At 72.6% G+C, this 21,187-nt stretch carries 15 protein-coding genes; 3 read left to right on the top strand and 12 right to left on the bottom strand.

The annotated features are described in order from the left end of the window. Positions 1-97: 97 nt before the first annotated feature. Positions 98-1,150, bottom strand: coding sequence for a DNA polymerase Y family protein (locus tag ACRRSS_RS10190; protein ID WP_435970894.1), 1,053 nt, complete (start codon positions 1,148-1,150; stop codon positions 98-100). Continuing rightward, the gene (locus tag ACRRSS_RS10185; protein ID WP_435970893.1) at positions 1,147-4,728 is read right to left on the bottom strand and encodes a DNA polymerase III subunit alpha; all 3,582 of its coding nucleotides are present in this window, start codon (positions 4,726-4,728) and stop codon (positions 1,147-1,149) included. The genes ACRRSS_RS10190 and ACRRSS_RS10185 overlap by 4 nt, the downstream gene beginning before the upstream one ends. A 171-nt stretch (positions 4,729-4,899) precedes the next feature. On the opposite strand from ACRRSS_RS10185, the gene ACRRSS_RS10180 reads away from it, so the two are divergent. Next, a complete protein-coding gene (locus tag ACRRSS_RS10180) occupies positions 4,900-5,937 on the top strand; it encodes a DUF3533 domain-containing protein (RefSeq protein ID WP_435970892.1) in 1,038 nt (345 codons plus the stop codon). 74 nt (positions 5,938-6,011) lie between these two features. On the opposite strand, the gene adhE is transcribed toward ACRRSS_RS10180, so the two are convergent. From adhE to ACRRSS_RS10135, 9 genes are all read right to left on the bottom strand, one after another. Then, entirely contained in the window at positions 6,012-8,606 is a 2,595-nt protein-coding gene (gene adhE / locus ACRRSS_RS10175; protein WP_435970891.1) for a bifunctional acetaldehyde-CoA/alcohol dehydrogenase, read from the bottom strand. A gap of 148 nt (positions 8,607-8,754) precedes the next feature. Next, positions 8,755-9,573, bottom strand: coding sequence for a DUF1684 domain-containing protein (locus ACRRSS_RS10170; protein ID WP_435970890.1), 819 nt, complete (start codon positions 9,571-9,573; stop codon positions 8,755-8,757). Positions 9,574-9,578: 5 nt separating this feature from the next. Further along, positions 9,579-10,886: an NtaA/DmoA family FMN-dependent monooxygenase gene (locus ACRRSS_RS10165; RefSeq protein ID WP_435970889.1), complete on the bottom strand. Its 1,308-nt coding sequence runs from the start codon at positions 10,884-10,886 to the stop codon at positions 9,579-9,581. Then, entirely contained in the window at positions 10,883-11,917 is a 1,035-nt protein-coding gene (locus ACRRSS_RS10160; RefSeq protein WP_435970888.1) for an LLM class flavin-dependent oxidoreductase, read from the bottom strand. Before ACRRSS_RS10160 ends, ACRRSS_RS10165 begins: the two co-directional genes overlap by 4 nt. A gap of 118 nt (positions 11,918-12,035) precedes the next feature. Beyond that, on the bottom strand, positions 12,036-13,010 hold the full coding sequence (locus ACRRSS_RS10155; protein ID WP_435970887.1) for an ABC transporter substrate-binding protein: 975 nt from the start codon (positions 13,008-13,010) through the stop codon (positions 12,036-12,038). An 80-nt stretch (positions 13,011-13,090) separates the two neighbouring features. Continuing rightward, positions 13,091-13,900 carry an amino acid ABC transporter ATP-binding protein gene (locus ACRRSS_RS10150; protein WP_435970886.1) on the bottom strand — a complete coding sequence of 270 codons (810 nt, stop codon included), beginning with the start codon at positions 13,898-13,900 and terminating at the stop codon, positions 13,091-13,093. Continuing rightward, the gene (locus ACRRSS_RS10145; RefSeq protein WP_351900104.1) at positions 13,897-14,799 is read right to left on the bottom strand and encodes an amino acid ABC transporter permease; all 903 of its coding nucleotides are present in this window, start codon (positions 14,797-14,799) and stop codon (positions 13,897-13,899) included. The genes ACRRSS_RS10150 and ACRRSS_RS10145 overlap by 4 nt, the downstream gene beginning before the upstream one ends. 136 nt (positions 14,800-14,935) lie before the next feature. Then, positions 14,936-16,741 carry an FAD/NAD(P)-binding protein gene (locus ACRRSS_RS10140; protein WP_435970885.1) on the bottom strand — a complete coding sequence of 602 codons (1,806 nt, stop codon included), beginning with the start codon at positions 16,739-16,741 and terminating at the stop codon, positions 14,936-14,938. After that, on the bottom strand, positions 16,738-17,595 hold the full coding sequence (locus ACRRSS_RS10135) for an amino acid ABC transporter permease (protein WP_435970884.1): 858 nt from the start codon (positions 17,593-17,595) through the stop codon (positions 16,738-16,740). The genes ACRRSS_RS10140 and ACRRSS_RS10135 overlap by 4 nt, the downstream gene beginning before the upstream one ends. 525 nt (positions 17,596-18,120) lie before the next feature. Between ACRRSS_RS10135 and ACRRSS_RS10130 the strand changes: the two genes are divergently transcribed. Both ACRRSS_RS10130 and ACRRSS_RS10125 read left to right on the top strand, forming a co-directional pair. Then, entirely contained in the window at positions 18,121-18,618 is a 498-nt protein-coding gene (locus ACRRSS_RS10130; protein WP_351900108.1) for a GNAT family N-acetyltransferase, read from the top strand. Then, positions 18,615-19,592 (top strand): ABC transporter substrate-binding protein, encoded by a 978-nt coding sequence (locus tag ACRRSS_RS10125; RefSeq protein WP_435970883.1) that lies wholly within the window; start codon positions 18,615-18,617, stop codon positions 19,590-19,592. Before ACRRSS_RS10130 ends, ACRRSS_RS10125 begins: the two co-directional genes overlap by 4 nt. 57 nt (positions 19,593-19,649) lie before the next feature. On the opposite strand, the gene ACRRSS_RS10120 is transcribed toward ACRRSS_RS10125, so the two are convergent. Further along, positions 19,650-20,909 carry a DUF5685 family protein gene (locus tag ACRRSS_RS10120; RefSeq protein WP_435970882.1) on the bottom strand — a complete coding sequence of 420 codons (1,260 nt, stop codon included), beginning with the start codon at positions 20,907-20,909 and terminating at the stop codon, positions 19,650-19,652. Positions 20,910-21,187 lie beyond the last annotated feature (278 nt).

The following is a 21,187-nucleotide window of genomic DNA, read 5'->3' as shown; positions in this document are numbered from 1 at the left end:
GCTGTCGGGCCGCCCCGGGCCCTCCGCATGCCCTCCGGAGCACGCTTCGGACCCTGGAGCACGTCTCGGGCCGCCGGTGGGACCGCCGCGGTACGTCTCAGGCCGCGAGGGAGCCCGGCCGCCCGCCCGTCGAGCCCGGCCGCCCGGTCGTCGGAGAGCCCGGCCGCCCGCCCGTCGGGGAGCCCGGTCGTCCCGTCGCCAGTGAGCCCGGCAGCACCGCCCGTGGGCCGAATCGCGCCCGCGCCCGGTCCGCCACCGCCTCGATCCGCCGGGCCTTCTCGTCCGCCGGGTCCAGGGACAGCTGGTGCGCCGCCCCCTCCGCGCCCGTCAGACCCTCGGCGCGCACGGCGATGCCCCGTACCCGGGCCCGCTGGAGGCCGAAGGAGTCGTGGACGGCGTACGCGAGGGTGGTGAGCGCCGCCGTGTGGGCGGTGGGTTCGGGCAGGGTACGACTCCGGGTGGTCGTGGTCCGGTCGGCGTACCGCACGGTGACGGCGAGCGCGCGGCACAGCTGCCCCTCCGTCCGCAGCCGGGTGCCCAGCTCCTCGGCGAGCGAGAGGAGGGCCCTGCGCTGTTCGGCCCGGTCGGTCTCGTCGCGCGGGAAGGCGCGTTCGGCCGCGACCGACCGGGAGGCCGCGTGCGGGACGACGGGGGTGCGGTCGATGCCCCGGGCCCGTTCCCACAGGTCGCGGCCGGTCTTCGCGCCGACGAGCCGCTGGAGCACGCCGAGGGGCGCGTCCGCGACCCGGCCGACGGAGTCGAGTCCGTAGCCGCAGAGGGTACGGGCGGTGGCGCGGCCGACGCCGTCGAGCGCGACGACCGGCCGGTCGCGCAGGAAGGCCGCGGGGTCCTCGACGACCAGGGTGACGCCGGGGCGGGCCTCGTTCGCCGCCATCCTGGCCAGCATCGGGTTGGGCCCGGCGCCGATGACGCAGTCGACGCCGTGGAGGGCGAGCGCCCTGACCCGGATCACCGAGGCGAGTTCGGCGGGGGTCCGGCCGAAGTAGCGCAGGGCGCCGCGCACGTCGGCGAGCGCCTCGCGGGGCGGGGCCGTCTCGACGACGGGGGTGAGCTCGCCGAGCAGGTCGACGAGCCGGGGCAGGACCACCTCGTCCATGGGCCCGAGGCGGAATCGTATGCAGAGGATCATCCCGCGCTCCCCGGACTGCTGTGCCAGAGCTTCCGCGTCGGGGTGGCGGCGCCTTCCCCGGCCGGCCGGAGATCCGCCCAGGGGTTCATCTCGTATCCGGTCTCCATGCGGATGCGGCGGCCGCTGTCACCCGTCCCGGTGCTTTCCGGCCGTTCGGGGCCCGGTCCTTCGGGGTCCGGCCGTTCGGCGAGCCGCTCCCCCACCGCGTCCAGGCCGCCCGACGCGCGGAGCTCGACGAGTTCGGCGAGGTTCCAGGCGGCGGCGCCGACCACGCTGACGCTGCGGGGGCCGCGCCGCTGGACCACGCCCCGGACCAGGAGCAGCCAGGAGTGGAAGACGGTGTGGGCGCAGCGTTCGTGGGCGTCGTCGAAGAAGGCGAGGTCGACCAGGCCGGTGCCGTCGTCGAGGGTGGTGAAGATGACCCGCTTGCCGGAGCGGATCGGCGGGGTCTGGGTGGCGGCCTTGGCGCCCGCGACGAGGACGGTCCGGCCGTGCGGGGTCTCGCGGAGGCGCTGGGCGGAGACGACGCCGAGTTCACGGAGGAAGGCGTGGTGGTCGCCCATGAGGTGGCGGGAGGCGTCCATGCCGAGGATGCCGAGTTCGGCGCTGAGGCGTTCGGTCTCGTCGAGGTCGGGCAGGCCGACGGGGGCGGTCCTCCCGCCCTGGGCGAGCGGGAGCTGGCCGCCGTGGGAGGCGGCTCCCCGCTGGACGCGCCGGAGTTCGGCGAGGTGGAGGAGGAGGTCGCGGCGGTTGGCGCCGAAGGCGTCCAGCGCGCCGACCTGGGCGAGTCGTTCGGCGACGGGGGTGCGGGGGCGGGCGCGTTCCCAGAAGTCGAGGAGGGAGGTGTAGGGCTGACCGGCCTCGATCCGGGCGCTCTCGTTCTCGCCGATGCCGTGGACGTCGCCGAGGCCGAGCCGGAGGCCCCACAGCACGGGAGAGCCGGAGCCGGAGGCCCCACCGGCAGCACCAGCCACACCGGCGGCACCAGCCGCACCCACAGCACCCACAGCACCCACAGCACCCACAGCACCCACAGCACCCACAGCACCAGAATCAGACACCAGTTCGATACGGTGAGCGACCGCCGACCGGTTCACGTCCAGCGGCAGCACCGGCACCCCGCGCCGCCGCGCGTCCGCGAGCAGCAGCCGCTTGGGGTACATGCCGGGGTCGTGGGTGAGCAGCCCGGCGTAGAAGGCCGCCGGGTGGTGCGCCTTGAGCCAGGCCGACTGGTACGTCGGTACGGCGAAGGCCACCGCGTGCGCCTTGCAGAAGCCGTACGAGCCGAAGGCCGCCACGATCTCCCAGGTACGGGCGACGACCTCGTCCTCGTATCCGCGCGCCGAGGCCTGCCGGGCGAACCAGAGCTTGATCCGGCCCTGCGCCTCGGGGTCGGAGAGCCCGCGCCGCACCTGGTCGGCCTCGTCCCGGTGACACCCCGTCATGATCCGTACGATCTCGATGATCTGCTCGTGGAAGACGACCACGCCGTACGTCTCCCGCAGCGCCTCCTCCAGGTCGGGATGCGGGTAGCGGACCGGGGCGCGGCCGTGCCGGGCCTCGATGAAGGGGCGGACCATGTCGGCGGCGACCGGGCCCGGCCGGAAGAGCGAGATGTCCACGACGAGGTCGTGGAAGCCGGCGGGCTGGAGCCGGCCGACCAGGTCGCGCTGGCCCGGCGACTCGATCTGGAAGCAGCCGAGGGTCTCGGTGGAGCGGATGAGGCGGTACGTCTCGGGGTCGCCCTCCGGGATCGCGTCGATGTCCGGGCGGGTGCCGGTGGCCCGCTCGACCTCGACGACGGCATGGGCCATCGCGGACTGCATGCGCACCCCGAGGACGTCGAGCTTGAGCAGGCCGAGGTCCTCCACGTCCTCCTTGTCGAACTGGGACATGGGGAACCCCTCGCCGCTGGTGGGCACCACGGGGGTACGGGTGAGCAGCGAGGCGTCCGAGAGCAGGACCCCGCAGGGGTGCATGGCGGTGCCGCGCGGCAGCGCGTCGAGCGCCTCGACCAGCTCCCAGAGCCTGCCGTACCGCTCCTTCTCCCCCGCGAGTTCGCGCAGCTCGGGCAGTTCGTCGAGGGCGGCGAGGGCGTCCCGGGCGCGGATGTGCGGGAAGGCCTTGGCGATCCGGTCGATCTCGGCCGGGTCCATGGAGAGGGCCGCGCCCACGTCCCGTACCGCGTGGCGGACCCGGTAGGTCTCGGGCATGGCGACGGCGGCGACGCGTGCGGTGCCGAAGCGGTCGACGATCGCCCGGTAGACCTCTAGGCGGCGGGCGGACTCCACGTCGATGTCGATGTCGGGCAGGGCGGTGCGACGTTTGGAGAGGAAGCGTTCCATCAGCAGGCCGTGCTCGACCGGGTCGGCGTGGGCGATGCCGAGGAGGTGGTTGACGAGGGAGCCGGCGCCGGAGCCGCGGGCGGCGACCCGGATGCCCATGCCCCGGACGTCGTCGACGACCTGGGCGACCGTCAGGAAGTAGGTGGCGAAGCCGTGGTGGGCGATGACGTCCAGCTCGCGGTGCATCCGGTCCCAGTAGCCGCGCCGCTTCTCGTACCCCTTGAGGATCATGCCGGCGGCGGCCCGGGAGGTGAGGACGCGCTGGGCGGTGCGGTGTCCGGCTCCGACGAGGCGCGGTTCGGGGAAGTGGGCGGAGCCCATGCCGAGGTCGTCCTCGGGGTCGACCAGGCAGGCGGCGGCGGCCGCGGCGGTCTGTTCGAGGAGCCGGTGGGCGGTGTCGCGGCGGAAGCCGGCGGCCTCGACGATCCGCTCGGCGGCGGCCCGCATGCCGCCGGGGCCTTCGGTTCCCTTGAGCCAGGCCTCGCCGCTGTCGAGCTCCTTGCGGGGGTCGACGGGGACCAGGCGGCGGGCGGAGTCGAGGACGTCGGCCACCGGGCCCTGGCCGGGGTCGGCGTAGCGGACGGCGTTGGTGAGGACGGGCCGGACGCCCTGTTCGGCGGCGAAGCCGACGGTACGCGCGGCGAGCCGCAGGGAGCCGGGCCCGGTGCCGGTGCGGCCGTGGTCGACGGCCGCCAGACGCAGCGCGTCGCCGTACCGCTCGCGCCAGGGGGCGAGCAGCCGGACGGCCCGGTCGGGGCGGCCGGCGGCGAGGGCGCGGCCGACGTCGGACGCGGGGCCGAGCAGGACGAGGACGTCGTCGTCGCACAGGGCGGGCCAGGACAGCAGGGGCTGCCCCGGCCCTCCGGCGTGGGCGGCGGTGACCATCGCGCAGAGGGAGGCCCAGCCGGCGCGGGAGCGGGCGAGGAAGACGGCGCGGGGCGCGGACTCGTCGACGAAGGCCCCGCCCCGGACGGGCACCCGTCGCGCGGACACCTGGTCGGGGGCGGACGGTGTCGGCGTCTCGTACGCGAGGTCCACTCCGAACAGGGGGCGGATGCCCTCCTTCGCGCACGCCTTCGCGAAGCGGATCGTGCCCGCGAGGGTGTCGCGGTCGGTCAGGGCGAGTGCGTCCATGCCGCGCTCGGCGGCGCGGGCGGCGAGGCGTTCGGGGTGGGTGGCGCCGTAGCGCGGGGAGTAGCCCGACGCGGTGTGCAGGTGCGTGAATCCCGGCATGGCGCACCTCCCGCACTTCCCGCATCGAATTCGTACGTACGTTCCCACCCCCTTCTCTTCACCTTAACCCATGTCGAACGTCTGTACGATAAGCGAAGCGGAGCGACCCCCGGTCAGCCATTCGGGCGCATCCCACCTGCGCGAACACCCCCCGCCCCGGAGCGTGGGGGCATGAGTCTCGTCGACGAACTGAAAAGCGCCGTCACCCCCCGAGCCGCCCTCCTTGTCGTCGGTGTGCTCGCCCTCCAGCTGCTGTTCATCACCTCGTACGTCGGGGCCCTCCACCACCCGAAGCCGAGGGACGTCCCCTTCGGCGTCGTCGCGCCGCAGCAGGTCTCCGCCCGGCTCGTCGGGCAACTGGACAAGCTCCCCGGCGCACCGCTCGACCCCCGCGCGGTCACCGACCGGGACGAGGCGCGCGAGCAGATCATGAACCGGGAGATCGACGGCGCCCTGATCGTCGACCCCACCGGCCGCGCCGACACCCTGCTCGTCGCCTCCGGCGGCGGCACCGTGCTCTCCTCCGCCCTGGAGAAGATCTTCACCGAGGTGGTGGGGAGCGAGCAGCGCACGCTGCGAACGGTCGACGTGGCCCCCGCCTCGCCGGAGGACTTCGACGGCCTCTCGGCCTTCTACCTCGTCGTCGGCTGGTGCGTCGGCGGCTACATCTGCGCCGCGATCCTGGCGATCAGCGCGGGCTCCCGGCCCGCGAACCGCGAGCGCGCGATCATCCGCCTCGGGGTGCTCGCGCTCTACGCGGTCCTCGGCGGAATCGGCGGCGCGGTCATCGTCGGCCCGATCCTGGGCGCCCTGCCCGGCAGCGTCGCCGCCCTGTGGGGACTCGGCACCCTGGTCGTCTTCGCCGTCGGCGCCGCCACCCTCGCCCTGCAGTCGGTCTTCGGGATCGTCGGCATCGGCCTGGCGATCCTGCTCATCGTGGTCGCGGGCAACCCCAGCGCGGGCGGCGCCTTCCCGCTGCCCATGCTGCCCCCGTTCTGGAACGCCATCGGCCCCGCCCTGCCACCGGGCGCGGGCACCTGGGCGGCGCGCTCGATCGCGTACTTCAAGGGCAACGACATGACCGGCTCGATGCTGGTCCTCTCGGCCTGGGCGGTCGTCGGCACGGTGGTGACCCTGGTGATGTCCTCGCTGCGGCGCACGCCCGAGTCGGAACCGATCGCCGAGGAGGTGGGCGAGGCCCGTCCCTGACGGCCATCGGGACGGCCACCCGCACGAGAGGCCCCCGGCGCTCGCCGGGGGCCTCTCGTCTTCCGTGCCGCGCGCTACTCGCCGTAGTACGCCCGGGTCATCAGCTCCTTCATCTCGTCGATCATCGGCATCCGCGGGTTGGCCGGCGCGCACTGGTCGGCGTAGGCGTTCATCGCCTGCCGCGGCAGGGCCGCGAGGAAGGCCTCCTCGTCGACGCCCTCCTCCCGGAAGGAGGCGGGGATGCCGCACCGGGTGCGCAGCTCCTCGACCGCGCGGGCGTACGACTCCACGCCCTCCTCCGGCGTCCCGGCCGGCAGGCCGAGCATCCTCGCGATCTCCTGGAACCGCTCCGGGGCCCGGTAGACCTCGGCCTTCGGCCACGGCACGGCCTTGTGGGTGACGGTGCCGTTGTGCCGGATCACGTGCGGGAGCAGCAGCGCGTTGGCGCGGCCGTGGGCGACGTGGAAGGTGTTGCCGAGGGTGTGGGCCATGGCGTGGACGAGGCCGAGGAAGGCGTTGGCGAAGGCCATGCCGGCGATGGTGGACGCGTTGTGCATCCTCTCGCGGGCCTCGGGCGCCCTGGCTCCCTCCGTCACACAGGTCTCCAGGTTCTGGAAGATCAGCTTGATCGCCTGGAGGCACTGGCCGTCGGTGAAGTCGTTGGCGTAGGCGGAGACGTACGCCTCGGTGGCGTGGGTGAGGGCGTCGAAGCCGGAGTCGGCGGTGACCGTGGGCGGGAGGTGCATCGGAAGCACCGGGTCGACGATGGCGACGTCCGGGGTGAGCGCGTAGTCGGCGAGCGGGTACTTCTGCGCGGCCTCGGGGTCGGAGATCACCGCGAAGGGGGTGACCTCGCTGCCCGTGCCCGAGGTGGTCGGGATCGCGACGAGCCTGGCCTTCTCGCCGAGCTTCGGGAAGCGGTAGGCGCGCTTGCGGATGTCGAAGAACTTCTCCTTGGCGTCCGCGAACTCGACCTCGGGCCGCTCGTACATCAGCCACATGATCTTCGCCGCGTCCATCGGGGAGCCGCCGCCGAGGGCGATGACGGTGTCGGGGCGGAACTCCCGCATGGCGGCCGCGCCGGCCCGGACGGTGGCGAGCTCCGGGTTGGGCTCGACGGAGTCGATGACCTGGAGGGTGACCGGTTCCTCGCGGCCGTTGAGGATGTCGGTGACCCTGCGGACGAAGCCGAGGTCGCCCATGGTCCGGTCGGTGACGATCGTGACCCTCTTCAGGCCCTCCATCTCACCCAGGTAGCGGATGGCGTCGCGCTCGAAGTAGATCTTCGGCGGCACCTTGTACCACTGCGTGTTGGTGGTGCGGCGTCCGATCCGCTTGACGTTGATCAGGTTGACCGCGGTGACGTTGTTCGAGACGGAGTTGTGTCCGTAGGAGCCGCAGCCGAGCGTGAGCGAGGGGAGGAAGGAGTTGTAGACGTCGCCGATGCCGCCGAAGGTGGAGGGGGCGTTGACGATGACGCGGACCGCCTTGACCCGCTTGCCGAACTCCTCGGCGAGCGCCTCGTCCTCGGTGTGGATCGCCGCGCTGTGGCCGAGGCCGTGGAACTCGACCATGCGGGCGGAGAGTTCGAGGCCGTGCTCGGTGGAGTCGGCCCTGAGGGCGGCCAGGACCGGGGAGAGCTTCTCGCGGGTGAGCGGTTCGCCCTCGCCGACCTCGGCGCACTCGGCGAGGAGGACCGAGGTGTTCTCGGGGACCTCGAAGCCGGCCTGTTCGGCGATCCAGTGCGCGGACCTGCCGACGACGTCGGCGTTGAGCCTGGCTCCGCCGCAGTTCGTGGCGTGGGCGGTGGTGCCGAAGACGTACTCCTCCAGCTTGGTCTTCTCGGCGGCGGTGACGACATGGGCGCCGAGCCGCTCGAACTCGGCGATGCCCTCCTCGTACACCTCCCGGTCGAGGATGACGGCCTGCTCGGAGGCGCAGATCATGCCGTTGTCGAAGGTCTTGGAGAGCACGATGTCGTGGACGGCGCGCTGGAGCCTGCCGCTGCGGGTGACATAGGCGGGGACGTTGCCGGCGCCGACGCCGAGGGCGGGCTTGCCGCACGAGTAGGCGGCCTTGACCATGGCGTTTCCGCCGGTGGCCAGGATGGTGGAGACGCCCTCGTGGTGCATCAGGAGGCCGGTGGCCGCCATGGAGGGCTCCTCGATCCACTGCACGCAGCCCTCGGGGGCGCCGGCGGCGACGGCGGCGTCGCGGACGATCCGGGCGGCCTCGGCGGAGCAGTGCTGCGCGGAGGGGTGGAAGGCGAAGACGATGGGGTTACGGGTCTTGAGGGCGATGAGCGCCTTGAAGACGGTGGTCGAGGTGGGGTTGGTGACGGGGGTCATCGCGCAGATCACGCCGACGGGTTCGGCGATCTCGGTGATGCCGTCGAGCTCGTCACGGCGGATGACTCCGGCGGTCTTCAGGCCGGCCATCGCGTGGGTGACGTGTTCGCAGGCGAACAGGTTCTTGACGGCCTTGTCCTCGAAGAGCCCGCGCCCGGTCTCCTCGACGGCCAGCCGGGCCAGTTCGCCGTGCGCGGCCAGCGCGGCGAGCGAGGCCTTCCTGACGATGTGGTCGACCTGCTCCTGGTCGAAGGTCTCGAACCGGTCGAGCGCCCCGAGGGCGTCCCGTACCAGTCCGTCCACCATCTCCTCGGTCTCCATGGCAGGCACTCCTTCGTGGGTCCCTTTTTTCTGATGTCTCCATTCGACACCCGATGACCTGCGAAAAGGTCCGGAAAAGGGCCTGCGGGGAGGGGCCGGAAGTCCCTTTGTGAATGGGTTCACAAAGGGACTTCCGGGGGCGCGGCGGTCAGGCTCCGACCAGCCGCCGCTCCCCCGCCTCGACGGCGGTGTCCAGCGTGTTCCCGGGCGGCGGGAACGGGCAGATGAAGTGGTCGGCGAACGCGCAGGGCGGCAGCAGCACCCTGTTGAGGTCCACCGTCACCGAACCGTCCGCCGCCGGGGCCGCCGGGCGCAGGAAGCGGAAGCGGTAGCTGTCCCGGCCGCTGGTGGCGTCCGCGAAGACCGCCCACAGGGAGCCGTCCTCCTCGACGGCCACCTGGAGGGTGTGCTCCCCGCCGTGCAGGTCGAAGACCAGCTCTCCGGCGAGCCCGAGACCGCGCTCCCTGCCGTCGGCGTTCTCGACCCGCACGCTGCGGGTCTCCTCGTACGGCCGGAAGACACCGGGCACCACCCAGCGCTCGTCGTACGCGGTGGCCTCGATGCCCCGGAAGGCGCCGCGGGCCGCGGAGCCGGGATCGAAGTCCCGTACGGCCCAGAGCCCTTCGCGCCGCAGGACCACGAGCCGGCGGCCGGCCGACTCGACGCGGGACTCGTGGATCAGCCCCTGGTCGGCGGTGAGCCGGACCGTGCCGGTGAAGGGCTTGCCGTCGACGGTGACCGCGTCCTCGGCGCCCACGCTGAGGAGCACCTCGTCGCCGTCCTCGCGCCACTCCCCCGGAACGGCGGGGAGGCGGCCCTCCGGGAAGTCCGAGAGCCAGTGGGTGCCCGTGAGGGAGAGCGGCCCGTACGAGGAGGAGACCGCGGCCTCACGCTGCTCGTGCCAGTGCTGCCAGTCCTGCCGGGGGTCCGTGCCCGTACCCGTGCCGGTGTCGTCGTCCGTGCTCATGGTGCTCAACCTTTCCATACGGGCTCGGGAAGCCCGAGGTGCGACCGCAGCGTCGTACCGGCGTACTCCGTCCGGAAGACCCCCCGCTCCTGGAGCAGCGGGACGACCCGGTCGACGAAGTCGTCGAGGCCGCCCGGGGTGAGGTGCGGGACGAGGATGAAGCCGTCGGCGGCGCCCGTGACGACGAACTCCTCCAGGGCGGCGGCCACCGTCTCCGGGCTGCCGACGAAGGACTGCCTGCCGGTGGTCTCGATGACCGTCTGCCGGATCGACAGGCCCTTCTCCTCGGAGAGCGCCCGCCACCTCCTGGCCACGGCCACCGGGTCGGCGACCTTCACCCGGCCCTGGACGAGGGCCGAATCGGGGTCGGGGTCGACGTCCGGGAGCGGCCCGTCCGGGTCGTAGCCGGACAGGTCGCGGCCCCAGATCTGCTCCAGGGCGAGGATCGCGTTCTGCGGGGAGACCTGCTGTCGGCGGATCTCGGCGGCCGCTTCCTGCGCCTCGGCGTCGGTGTCCCCGAGGGCGTAGGTGACCGCGGGCATGATCTTCAGGTCCTCGGGCGCGCGGCCGTACCGGGCGAGCCGCCCCTTGGCGTCGGCGTAGAACTCCCGGCCGGCCTCCAGGGTGGAGTGCCGGCTGAAGATGATGTCGGCGGCCGAGGCGGCGAACTCGCGGCCCTCGGGGGAGTCCCCGGCCTGGATGACGACGGGGTGCCCCTGCGGGGAGCGCGGGACGGTGAACCCGCCCTCGATCCCGAACTGCGGCCCGCTGTGCGCGAAGGGGCGCTGCTCCCCCTCCGGGGTCCAGGAGTCCCACAGCTCCCGTGCGGTGGCGAGGAACTCGGCGGCCCGCGTGTAGCGGTCTCCGTGGTCCAGGTAGCCGCCGCGCCGGAAGTTCTCGCCGGTGAAGGCGTCCGAGGAGGTGACGACGTTCCAGGCGGCCCGGCCCGCGCTGAGGTGGTCGAGCGAGGCGAACCGGCGGGCCAGTTCGTACGGCTCGTTGAAGGTGGCGTTGACCGTGCCGGCCAGGCCGAGCCGGTCGGTGACGGCGGCGAGCGCGTTCAGGACGGTGATCGACTCGGGCCGGCCGACGACGTCGAGATCGTGGATGCGTCCGTTGTGCTCGCGCAGCCGCAGCCCCTCCGCCAGGAAGAAGAAGTCGAAGAGGCCGCGCTCCGCGGTCCTGGCGAGGTGCTCGAAGGAGGAGAACTCGATCTGCGACCGGGAACGCGGATCGGCCCAGACGGTGGTGGAGTTGACGCCGGGGAAGTGCGCGGCGAGATGGATCTGCCTGCGGCCCTCGGGGGTGCTCATGAGGATGCTCCCGTCGTGGCGTACTGGCCGACCGGCCGGGTGAGTCCCAGGTGGTCGCGGAGGGTGGTGCCCTCGTGGGCCGTACGGAAGAGGCCGCGGTCCCTGAGCCGGGTCACCGTGTCGGCGGTGAACCGCTCCAGGTCCCGCTCGGGCACGGCCGGCACCAGGTGGAAGCCGTCGACCGCCCCGCCGCCGTGCCAGCCCGCGATCAGTTCGGCGAGCGCCCCCGGCCCTCCCTCGTACGCGTCGAGGTCGACGGTCGCCGAGAGCAGGACGCGCAGCTGTCCCGGGTCCCGGCCGTGGGCGCGGGCCCCCTGGTGCAGCTCGGCCCGCAGGGCCGCGGCCTCCTCGGCGGAGGAGGCGCTGATCAGGGCGACGTCGGCGTGGTGGGCCGCGGTCTCCCGGGCCGCGGGGAGGGTGGCGTCGACGACGGTCACCGGGTTGCCCTGCGGGGGCCGGGGGACGATCGAGGGGCCCTTGACCGAGAAGGTCGAGCCCTGGAAGTTCACGTAGTGGAGCTTGCGGCGGTCGACGAACCGTCCGGTCGCCACGTCGCGTATCTCCGCGTCGTCCTCCCAGCTGTCCCAGAGTTTGCGGGAGACCTCGGCGACCTCGCCCGCCTCCTGCCAGAGCTCGGCGGTGGCCGGGGCCGGGCGGCGGCCGAAGAGCCGGGCCTCGGCCACGGTGGGTGAGACCGCGATCCGCCAGCCGGCCCGGCCCCGGCTCACCCAGTCGAGGGTGGCGACGGCGGCCTGGACGTGGAAGGGCTCGGTGTGGGTGGTCGTCACCGTCGGCACGAGGCCGACGGAGCGGGTCTCGGGGGCGACCCGGGCGAGGACGGCGAGCGCGTCGAGCCCGGGCCGGCCGAAGGAGTCGTCGTGGGTGAGGAAGTCGAGCGCGGCGGCGTCGGCGAGCCGGGCGAGCGCGACGGTGCGCGCGGCGGCGGTCCTGGCGTCGGCGGAGGCGGACGACGCCGGGGCGCTGCCCGGGGCGAGTTCGGCGGCGAGGTGGAGCGTTCGGGTCCTGGTCATGCGGTCTCTCTCGGTGCGGATCGCGGTGGGGCCCGGAGCGGAACGCGCTCCGGGTCGGGTGTGGCCCCCGGAGCGGAGCGCGGTCCGGCTCCGGGAGCGACGCCGGGGCGGCGGTCGGTCAGTTCTTGGTGCGGGGCAGCCCGGGCGGGTTGATCTCCGACTTCGTCACGGCCTCGGTGTCGAGGCCCCACCGCTTGAGGACCTGGGCGTAGGTGCCGTTCTGGATGAGGTGGTCGATCGCGGCGGCGTAGGCGGCGACGAGTCCGCTGTCCTTCTTGGTGGTGGCCGCGATCTTGCCCTGGAGGCCGTCGCCCGCTCCGGAGAACTTGCCGACGATCTCCGTCTCCCCGGCGGAGAGCACGTGGTAGGCGGAGACCGGGTTCGGGCCGAGGTAGCCGTCGATGCGGCCGGACTGGAGCGCCAGGTAGTAGTCCGGGGTGTTCTGGTAGTACTTGATGTCGACCGGCTTGCGGCCGGCCTTCTCGTTCTGCGCGGACCAGTCGACGAGGATCTTCTCCTGGTTGGTGCCGGAGCCGACGGCGATCGACTTCCCGGCCACGTCCTCGGGGCCCTTCACCGTCCAGCCGGAGCCCTTCTTCGCCTCGAAGGCCAGGTCGTCGAGGCGGTAGGTGGCGAAGTCGTACTTGTCCTTGCGCTCCTCGGTGACGGTGACGTTGGAGAAGACGGCGTCGTACTTGCCGCTGTCGAGGCCGACGAAGAGGTTCTCCCACGACACCGGGTTGAACTCGGGCTTCAGTCCGAGGGCGTCGGCGACCAGGGTGGCGAGGTCGATCTCGACGCCGATCAGCGTCTTGTCGTCGGTGGCGCGGAAGGCGAGCGGCGGATTGCCGGTCGCGGAGACGCCGAGGACGAGGGTGCCTCTCTCGCGTACGGCCGCGGGCAGCTTGGCGGCGATGGCGTCGACCTTGGCGGTGTGGACGCGGTTCTGCTCCGGGCTCACGTTGATGCCGTTGCCCTTCTTGCCCTCGGGCTTGATCTCGTTGGTGGCGGCGTCGCCCGAGCCGCAGGCCGTGAGGAGCCCGAGGGCGGTGAGCGAGGCGAGGGCGGTGAGGACGGTGCGACGGGTCTTCATGATCGGTGCTCCTGTGCGTGAGAGATGAGGAAGGAGAGAGAAGGAAGGAGGGGAGGGAGGGGAGGAAGGGGAGGAAGGGGTCAGAGGACCTTGGAGAGGAAGGCGCGGGTGCGCTCGTGGCGCGGGGCGTCGAGCACCTCGGCCGGCGGCCCCTGCTCGACGATCCGGCCCTCGTCCATGAAGACCACGGTGTCGGCGACCTCGCGGGCGAAGCCGATCTCGTGGGTGACGACGATCATGGTGGTGCCGGAGGCGGCCAGGTCCTTGATGACGTCGAGGACCTCGCCGACCAGCTCGGGGTCGAGGGCGGAGGTCGGCTCGTCGAAGAGGAGCAGGCCGGGTTCGAGGGCGAGCGCGCGGGCGATGGCGACCCGCTGCTGCTGACCGCCGGAGAGCTGCTTGGGGTACGCCTCCGCCTTGTCGGCGAGGCCGACGCGTTCGAGGAGGGCCCGGGCCGCGGTCTCGGCCGCCTTGCGGGGGCGCTTCAGGGCCGAGACCGGGGCCTCGACGATGTTCTCCAGGACGGTGAGGTGCGGGAAGAGGTGGAAGTTCTGGAAGACGAAGCCGATCCGGGTGCGCTGCTTGAGGATCTCCCGCTCGCGCAGCTCGTAGAGCTTGTTCCCGGAGCGGCGGTAGCCGACGAGGACGCCGTCGACGCTGACGGTGCCGCTGTCGACCTTCTCCAGGTGGTTGATGGTCCGCAGGAGGGTGGACTTGCCGGAGCCGGAGGGACCGAGGACGACGGTGACCTCGCCGGCGCGGACGTCGAGGTCGATGCCGCGCAGGACGTGGAGAGGGCCGAAGTTCTTGTGGACGCCCCGGACCTCGACCTTGGCGGTGTCCGTGCCGGCGGCCTCCGCGGCCGGATCTGCGGTGGTGACGGAGCTCATCGGACGCTCCCCTTCGCGTAGTGGCGTTCGACGTAGTGCTGGACGACGGAGAGCGCGGTGGTGAGCAGGACGTACCAGGCGGTGGCGACCATCAGGAGCGGGACGACCTGGCCGTTGCGGCCGTAGACGACCTGGACCTGGTAGAAGAGTTCGCCGATCGCCATGACCGAGACGATCGAGGTGCCCTTGAAGAGCGAGATGATCTCGTTGGCGGCGTTGGGCAGGATCGAGCGCATCGCCTGCGGCAGCACGATCCGCCGCACCTGCCGGAGCCGGGGGATGCCGAGGGAGGCCGCGGCCTGCAACTGGCCCTCGTCCACGGCGAGTACACCGCCCCGGACGATCTCCGCCGCGTAGGCCGCCTGGTGCAGGGCGAGGCCGAGGACGGCGGCGCTCATCTCGCCGACCAGGCCCATCGTGTCGAAGGAGAGGAAGCTCGGCCCGAAGGGGATGCCGATGCTCAGCTCCTTGTAGAGGTAGGCGAGGTTGAACCAGAAGAGCAGCTGGACGATGAGCGGGATGGAGCGGAACGCCCAGATGTAGCCGAAGGCGACGGACCGCAGGAACGGGCTGGCGGACAGGCGCATGAAGGCGATCACGATGCCGATCGCGAAGCCGAGCGCGGTGCCGTAGAAGGTCAGCTGGAGGGTGACCCAGACCGCCTGGAGGATCGTCTCCGTGGTGAAGAACGCGGCGAAGACGTCCCATTCCCAGCCGGGGTTGGTGACGAGCCCGTGGAGGAACTGCGTGAGCAGGATCGCGGTGACGGCGACGGCCACCCAGCGCCAGGGATGGCGGACCGGAACGACCACGAGTTCGGCCGGGGCCGCCGGCGCGGTGGTGGCGGGCGGGTCCTTCACGACGCCTTTGGTGGCGGGTGGATCGCTGGTGAGAGACATGGCGGTTCCTCGGAGAAGGGTGCGACGGAGGGTCGGGCGGCGAAGGGGGCGGCGTGGGCCGGGCTGCCGGAGGTGCGGCGAGGGTCGGGCGGCGAAGGGGGCGGCGTGGGCCGGGCTGCCGGAGGTGCGGCGTGGGTCAGGCGCTCAGCGGGGCCGGGATACGACACTCCTGGTCGCGCAGGAAGGTCAGCGCGGCCCGTGCGGTGGCGTCGTTCTGCCCGAACGCGACCCCGCCGGTACGGGGCCGGGTGAAGGCCGTGCCGGCCCGGGCGGTGGTGTGCGGGCCGAGCGCGAAGCGGCGCGGGTGCGGGCGTCCGTCACGCTCCAGGACCCGGCTGTCGACGGGGTCGACGACGAGGAGTCCGCTGGTGGTGGCGTGCGCGCCCTCCTCGTGCAGGGCGCGGAGGAGGGGGCTGCCGGTGAGTTCGAGGGTGGGGTCGGGGAGCCGCGCCTCGACCAGGGCGCGGGCCTCGGTCCACTCCCCCGGTACGGCGGCGGACGCGGCCCGGAAGAGTCCGTGTTCCTCGTCGGTCTCGACGGTGACCTGCGGGCCGAGGAAGCGGACGACGCCGGCCCGGGACAGGGCGAGGAGCTGGTGGAGCCGGGGTCCGGGCGGTCCGGAGGCGAGGTAGCTGAAGAAGCCGTGCCACCAGACGCCGGGGTCGACGCGGTTCCCGAGCCTCAGGAGCTGGCCGTAGACGGAGAGCAGTCCGGCGAAGACGGCGGCGTCGGAGCTGTGGGACGGGTCGTGACGTCGGGTCAGGTCGGCGGTGATGTAGTCGCGCAGGCCCTGCTGGAGGTCTTCCCCCGAGGCGTGGCGGACACCGTCCAGGGGGTGGTCGAGGGCGTCCAGGTCGAGCCGGTCGGCCGGGTCGGGGACGGCGGCGGCGACCAGTGCGGCGAGTTCGGCCCCGCGCGGCGGTGCCTGCTCGTAGGCCCGCTCGAAGTCGCTCCACGCGAGTGTGGTCCGCTCGGGGTGGGTGGAGAAGAGCCGGTGGTAGTGGGCCCAGCCGAGTTCCTTGTCGATGAGGGGCCATACGTCGCGCCGGAAGTCGACGGGTCCGTTCCGCCGCAGCAGGGCGTCGGTCTGCTCGGTGCCGAAGAAGCGGGGCAGCGGGGGCCGTTCGCCGTCGAGGGCGTAGCCGATCTTCGAGTGGTACGGGACTCCCCGCCGCGATCCGACGTGCAGCACCGGCTCCTTGCCGGAGGGGACGTAGACGAGCGTGTCGCCCTCGCCCTCGTACCGTCCGCCGCGGCCCTCGGTGAGCAGCACCATCAGGTCGACGAAGGCGAGTCCGAAGCCGCGGACGAGGACGGGTTCGCCGGCGGGCAGGGCGTCGAGATCGGTGTCGGCGGTGAAGTCGGGCGGCAGGTGGAGGAGGCCGTGGCGGGCGGCGAAGTCGGCCAGGGACCGCTGTTCCGGGTCGGGTTCGGCGTCGAGGTGGCCGATGGTGAGGACGACGAGGTCGGCGGGGAGGGGCACGGCGTCGCCCTCCAGCCAGACCCGCTGGCGTCCCTCGCGGGGGCCGCCGACGCGCAGGGCGGTGGTGCGGTGCTCGTGGACGGTGACGGTGGCGGGCAGGGCGGCCAGGGCCCGTTCGTACACCCAGCGCAGGTAGGCGCCCTGCTGGGGGCGGGTGGGGAAGGTGCGGCCGTCGATGCCGGCCCATTCGGCGAGCGTGGGCCCGGGCCGGACGGGGCCCCGCAGCTCGACGGTCTCGTCGGTGAACATGGTGACGTCCTCGGCCTGGGAGTTCATCCAGAGCAGCGGGGACTGTTCGGTGCGCCAGATGCGGCCGGGGCCGGCCGGGTGCGGGTCGACGAGGTGGATGTCGAGGCGGCCGTCGCCGTAGACCTCGGGCAGGTTGGCGGCGAGCCGTTCGAGGAAGCCGGTCCCCCGCGGCCCGGCGCCCACGATGACGATCGACGGGTGGACGCTCATCGGGCACCGGCCGTGCCGCGGGCGTAGTACCGCTCGACGTAGTACTGGCCGAGGCTGAGGACCGAGGTGACGGCGACGTACCAGAGCGTGGCGACGAGGAGCAGCGGGATGACCTCGTACGTGCGGTGGTAGACGAGCTGCGTCGAGTAGAGCAGGTCCTGGACGGCGATCACGGAGACGATCGAGGTGCCCTTGAGGGTGCCGATCAGCATGTTCCCGGCCGGTGGGACGATGGCGCGCATGGCCTGGGGCAGCACGATCCGGGAGAGCCGGCGCCACCGGCCGAGCCCGAGGGACTCGGCGGCCTCGATCTGGCCGCGGTCGACGGAGAGGATGCCGCCGCGGACGACCTCGGCGGCGTAGGCGGCCTCGTGCAGGGTGAGGCCGATGACGGCGACGGAGACGGGCCCGAGGAGGTTGACCGTGTTCACGCCGAGGATCTGCGGGTAGAGCGCGCCGATGTTGAACCAGAAGAGCAGCTGGACGAGGATCGGCGTGGATCTGAAGAACCAGACGTACCCCCAGCTCACCGCACGCAGTACGGGGTTGTCGGAGAGTCTGAGGACGGCGAGCAGGGTGCCGAGGACGAAGCCGAGCGCCATGACGAGGGCGGTCAGCCACAGGGTGAGGCCGAGGCCGCGCAGGACGGACGCGGAGGTGAAGTACTCGGCGACCACGTCCCACTGGAAGGCCTTGTTGCGGACCACCGAGACGAGGCCGAGCGCGAGCAGGACGAGGACGAGGCCCGCGGCGGTCCACTGCCCGGCGCGGCGGGTGGGGACGACACGGAGGGGCGGTTCGGCCGGCGGCGGGGCCGCGGCCGTCTTGCTGAGGGTGGCGAGGGGTGTCGACATGCGAAGGCTCCGTGGATGCCAGGGGGCGGATCGAACACGGGAGTGCACGGGGAACGCGCGGGGCGTCCGTCCGGGAGTGCACCGGGAACGCACGGAGGCGTTCGTCCGGGAGTGCGCCTTCACACGCACGGCGGGCCATGAGCGCGGATGCGGGCCCCTCAGCCCGATGTCCGCCCTGTGAGGCTACGGCCGTCGAGCGGAGGCTTGTCAAGTCCGTCCGGAATATGAGCCGTTCGTCTCATCATGGTTGACGGGGAAACGGATGCCTGTTCCACTGAGGCCATGCATTCGCAGCAGCTGGTCACGCGCTCCCACATCGACTTCGGTCGCGTGTGGTCCTCTTCCTGTTGAGCCGACCCTCTGCGTCTTCGCCTGTTCCTCCCTTGTGCGCACCCCTGCCCGGGGCGTCCTTCATGACGTCCTCCGTGGCTCCTTCACCTGCGCGGCACTGAGCCTCAGAACTCCCCTCGTTCTCAGCCTTCCTCGCTCTCGTCTCTCCTCGTTCTCTTCGCCCGAAAGAGACACATGCCTCTCACGCCCAGCCGTGAGTCCGCGCTGTCCGTGCGCAGGACCACGGCCGACGACCCGTTGGCGCGCCCGCTCCTCGACGAGCTGGCGCACGAGTACACGACCCGGTACGGCTCCGCGCACGATCTGAGCCGCTACCCGGCGGAGGAGTTCGCCCCTCCCCACGGCGCCTTCCTGCTCCTCCTGGAGCAGGGCCGGCCGGTGGCGGGCGGCGCGTACCGCCGCTACGACGACGACACCGCCGAACTGAAGCGGATCTGGACCCACTCGGCGCACCGCAGGCGGGGACTCGCCCGGCGCGTGCTGACCGTGCTCGAACGGGAGGCCGCCACCCGTGGCTACTCCCGCATCTACCTCACGACCGGACCGCGTCAGCCGGAGGCCAGGGGCCTCTACCTGGCGAGCGGCTACCGCCCGCTCTTCGACGTGTCCGCCGATCCCGAATCGATCGGCCCGCTGCCGTTCGAGAAATTCCTGGAGAACCCGAAGCCATGACCACGCGCACGCGTCCCGGCACCGCACGCACCACGTTCGCCTTCGCCCTCATCACCGGCGCCGCCCTCGTCCTCACCGCCTGCTCCGGGGGCGACCCCGCGACGGCCCCGGCCGGGGCGTCGGGCGCCCCGGGCGCCGCGAAGGGCGCGCTCCCGACCGAGGACGTGGTGTCGGGGGTCGGGAAGAACGAGGCGGCGGCGAAGCTGCTCCCCGCCGACGTCCGGCAGCGGGGCAGCTTCACGATCGCCTCCTCGGTCGCCACCCCGCCCAGCTCGACCTACCTGCCCGATGGCAAGACCGTCGTGGGAGTGGACGCCGACTTCGCGGCGGCCGTGGCGAAGTCGCTCGGTCTGGAGCTGAAGCGCGAGGTGGTCGGCTTCGAGGCGATCCTGCCGGCGCTCGGCAGCGGCAAGTACGACGTCGGTACCGGCAACTTCGGCGTGACCGAGGAGCGGCGCAAGGTCATCGACTTCGTGACGTACATCAACGACGGTCAGGGCTTCGCGAGCCGGGCGGACAGCCCGCTGACGGCGGTCACCGACCTCACGCAGCTGTGCGGCCTGAAGGTGGCCGTGAACGCGGGCACCACCTTCGAGCGGACCCTGGAGGCGAACAAGGACCGCTGCGCCGCGAGCGGCAAGAAGCCGTACGAGGTGAACGTCTTCAGCGAGACCGGGGCGGTCTGGATGTCGCTCCAGCAGGGCCGCAGCGATGTCGTGATGAACACGATCAACGGTCTGCGGTACGCGGTGACGCAGCAGAAGAACGTGAAGTTCCTCAACGAGTACCGGCGACTCGACGTCGGCTTCGCCTTCAAGAAGGGCACCACGCTCGCGCCCGCCTTCCAGGCCGCGGTGAACGGTCTGAAGGCGGACGGGACGTACGACCGGATCCTGAGGAAGTGGGGCGTGGAGGCCTCGGGCATCGCCACGTCGCGGATCTCGCCTCCGGAGATCCCGGCGCCGAAGAAGTAGCGGCGACGCGGGCCCGTCGGCCCGGCGGGGACGGACCTCCGCCGGGCCGACGGGTTGTCAGCAGTCGCAGGGGCAGCAGCAGTCGCAGCCGCCGCAGTCACCGTTGCCGCAGTCGCAGTTCTGGCAGCAGCCCTCGCGCTTCTTGCGGGACCAGGGCCCCTCGTACTCCTTGGCGCAGCAGATCCGGCAGGTGCAGAAGAGCCAGGTGAACATGGCGCACCCGGCGAGGAAGCCGCGAGGCTTGGGGGCCTGCGGGGCTCCGCCACCGAACTGCGGCGGAGGCCCACCGGGCCCGCCCGGCCCGCCGCCTCCAACCGGCCCGCCCGGTCCGCCGGCGCCGCCCCCGTACGGGTTCCCGCCGCCCCCGTAGGGGTCGTACGGCCCGGGGGCCCCGCCCCCTCCGGCGTACGGGTTGCCCGGCACGGGCCCCTGCCCCGGTCCCGGCGTCCCGTGCGCGCAGGTCGTCGTGGAGAAGGCGCGGTCCACCGAGCTCCGCAGCTCGTGGGCGAGCAGGACGTGGGCCAGGGTGCCGTCGGTGAACTCGGCGTCCTTCAATGCGAGACGGATGCCGTGCAGCGCGTCGTCGGCGAGCCGGCGGGCCTCCTCGCGGGAGGTGCCGGTCGCGGTGAGCGGGTTCCAGGCTCCGGCCTCCGCGTCGACGGTCTGGTCCTCGACGGCGTCCAGGAGGTGGGCGAGGCGGCCGAAGAGCCGGCCCGCCTCGGCGAGTGGCTCCATGTTCCGGGGCCGTCCGGCGAGGACGGCGGTGTGCGCGAAGGCGGCGGCGGTCGCGGTCTCGGTCGGTTCGGTGACGGCGAGCAGGGAGGTGCCGGGCCCGGCGAGGGCCTCGATCCCGGTCTGGCGGTCGACGGCGTCGACGAGGACGGCGGTGTCGAAGCCGAGGGCGCGGCCGGTCCTGGCTCCGGCCCTGTCCCAGGAGCGGGCGACCCGGCGGGCCGCGGCGGCGACGGGCCGCCGGGCCAACAGGCCGTCCCGGTCGGCGACGTGGTCCCGGACCTTCGCGGAGGCGAGGACGAGCGAGACGGCGGCGGCGAGCCGGGCGCCCTCGCCGCGGGCCACGGGCGCGGTCCGCATCCCCCGCAGCGGGCAGGGTCCGGCGGTGCGCCGTCCGCTCGCCACCGCGCCGGTCTGAGCCTCCGTCAGGACCGAGACGATGAGCCCGTCGTAGTTGGTGACGACCCGGGCGAACTGCCCGTGGTCGGCGCGGAGTGCCAGGCAGAGGCCGCAGAGGTGGGCCATCCACTCGACCTTGAGTCCCTCGGTGAGCCGATGGGTGCAGGGTCTGACGATTCCGAACAAGGACTCCCCCGTGAGTCTTGGGCCTGGGCCGCGTGAAGGGCCGCCGGGCGGCCTCGCGGCATCGTAGCGAGCGGTCCGTTCACCCGTACGCGCCCATCGTCACCCTTCCGGCACGACTTTCATATTTTCAGCTACATGGCCCTCCCTCAGGCCCCGCATACCGTAAGTTTCCTGACGAATCGCCAGCAAACGGTGCTCACGTTCTGCACCAGTACCGTCACGAATCCTCTGCGCGCCGACTATCCACTTGGCGCGCGATCCGCATGATGAAGGACGAT

Source organism: Streptomyces sp. Qhu_M48 (assembly GCF_051305195.1).
In the GTDB taxonomy this organism is placed as follows: domain Bacteria; phylum Actinomycetota; class Actinomycetes; order Streptomycetales; family Streptomycetaceae; genus Streptomyces.
Note: the sequence above shows the minus strand (reverse complement) of the source record. Positions and strands in the feature narration are given on the sequence as shown.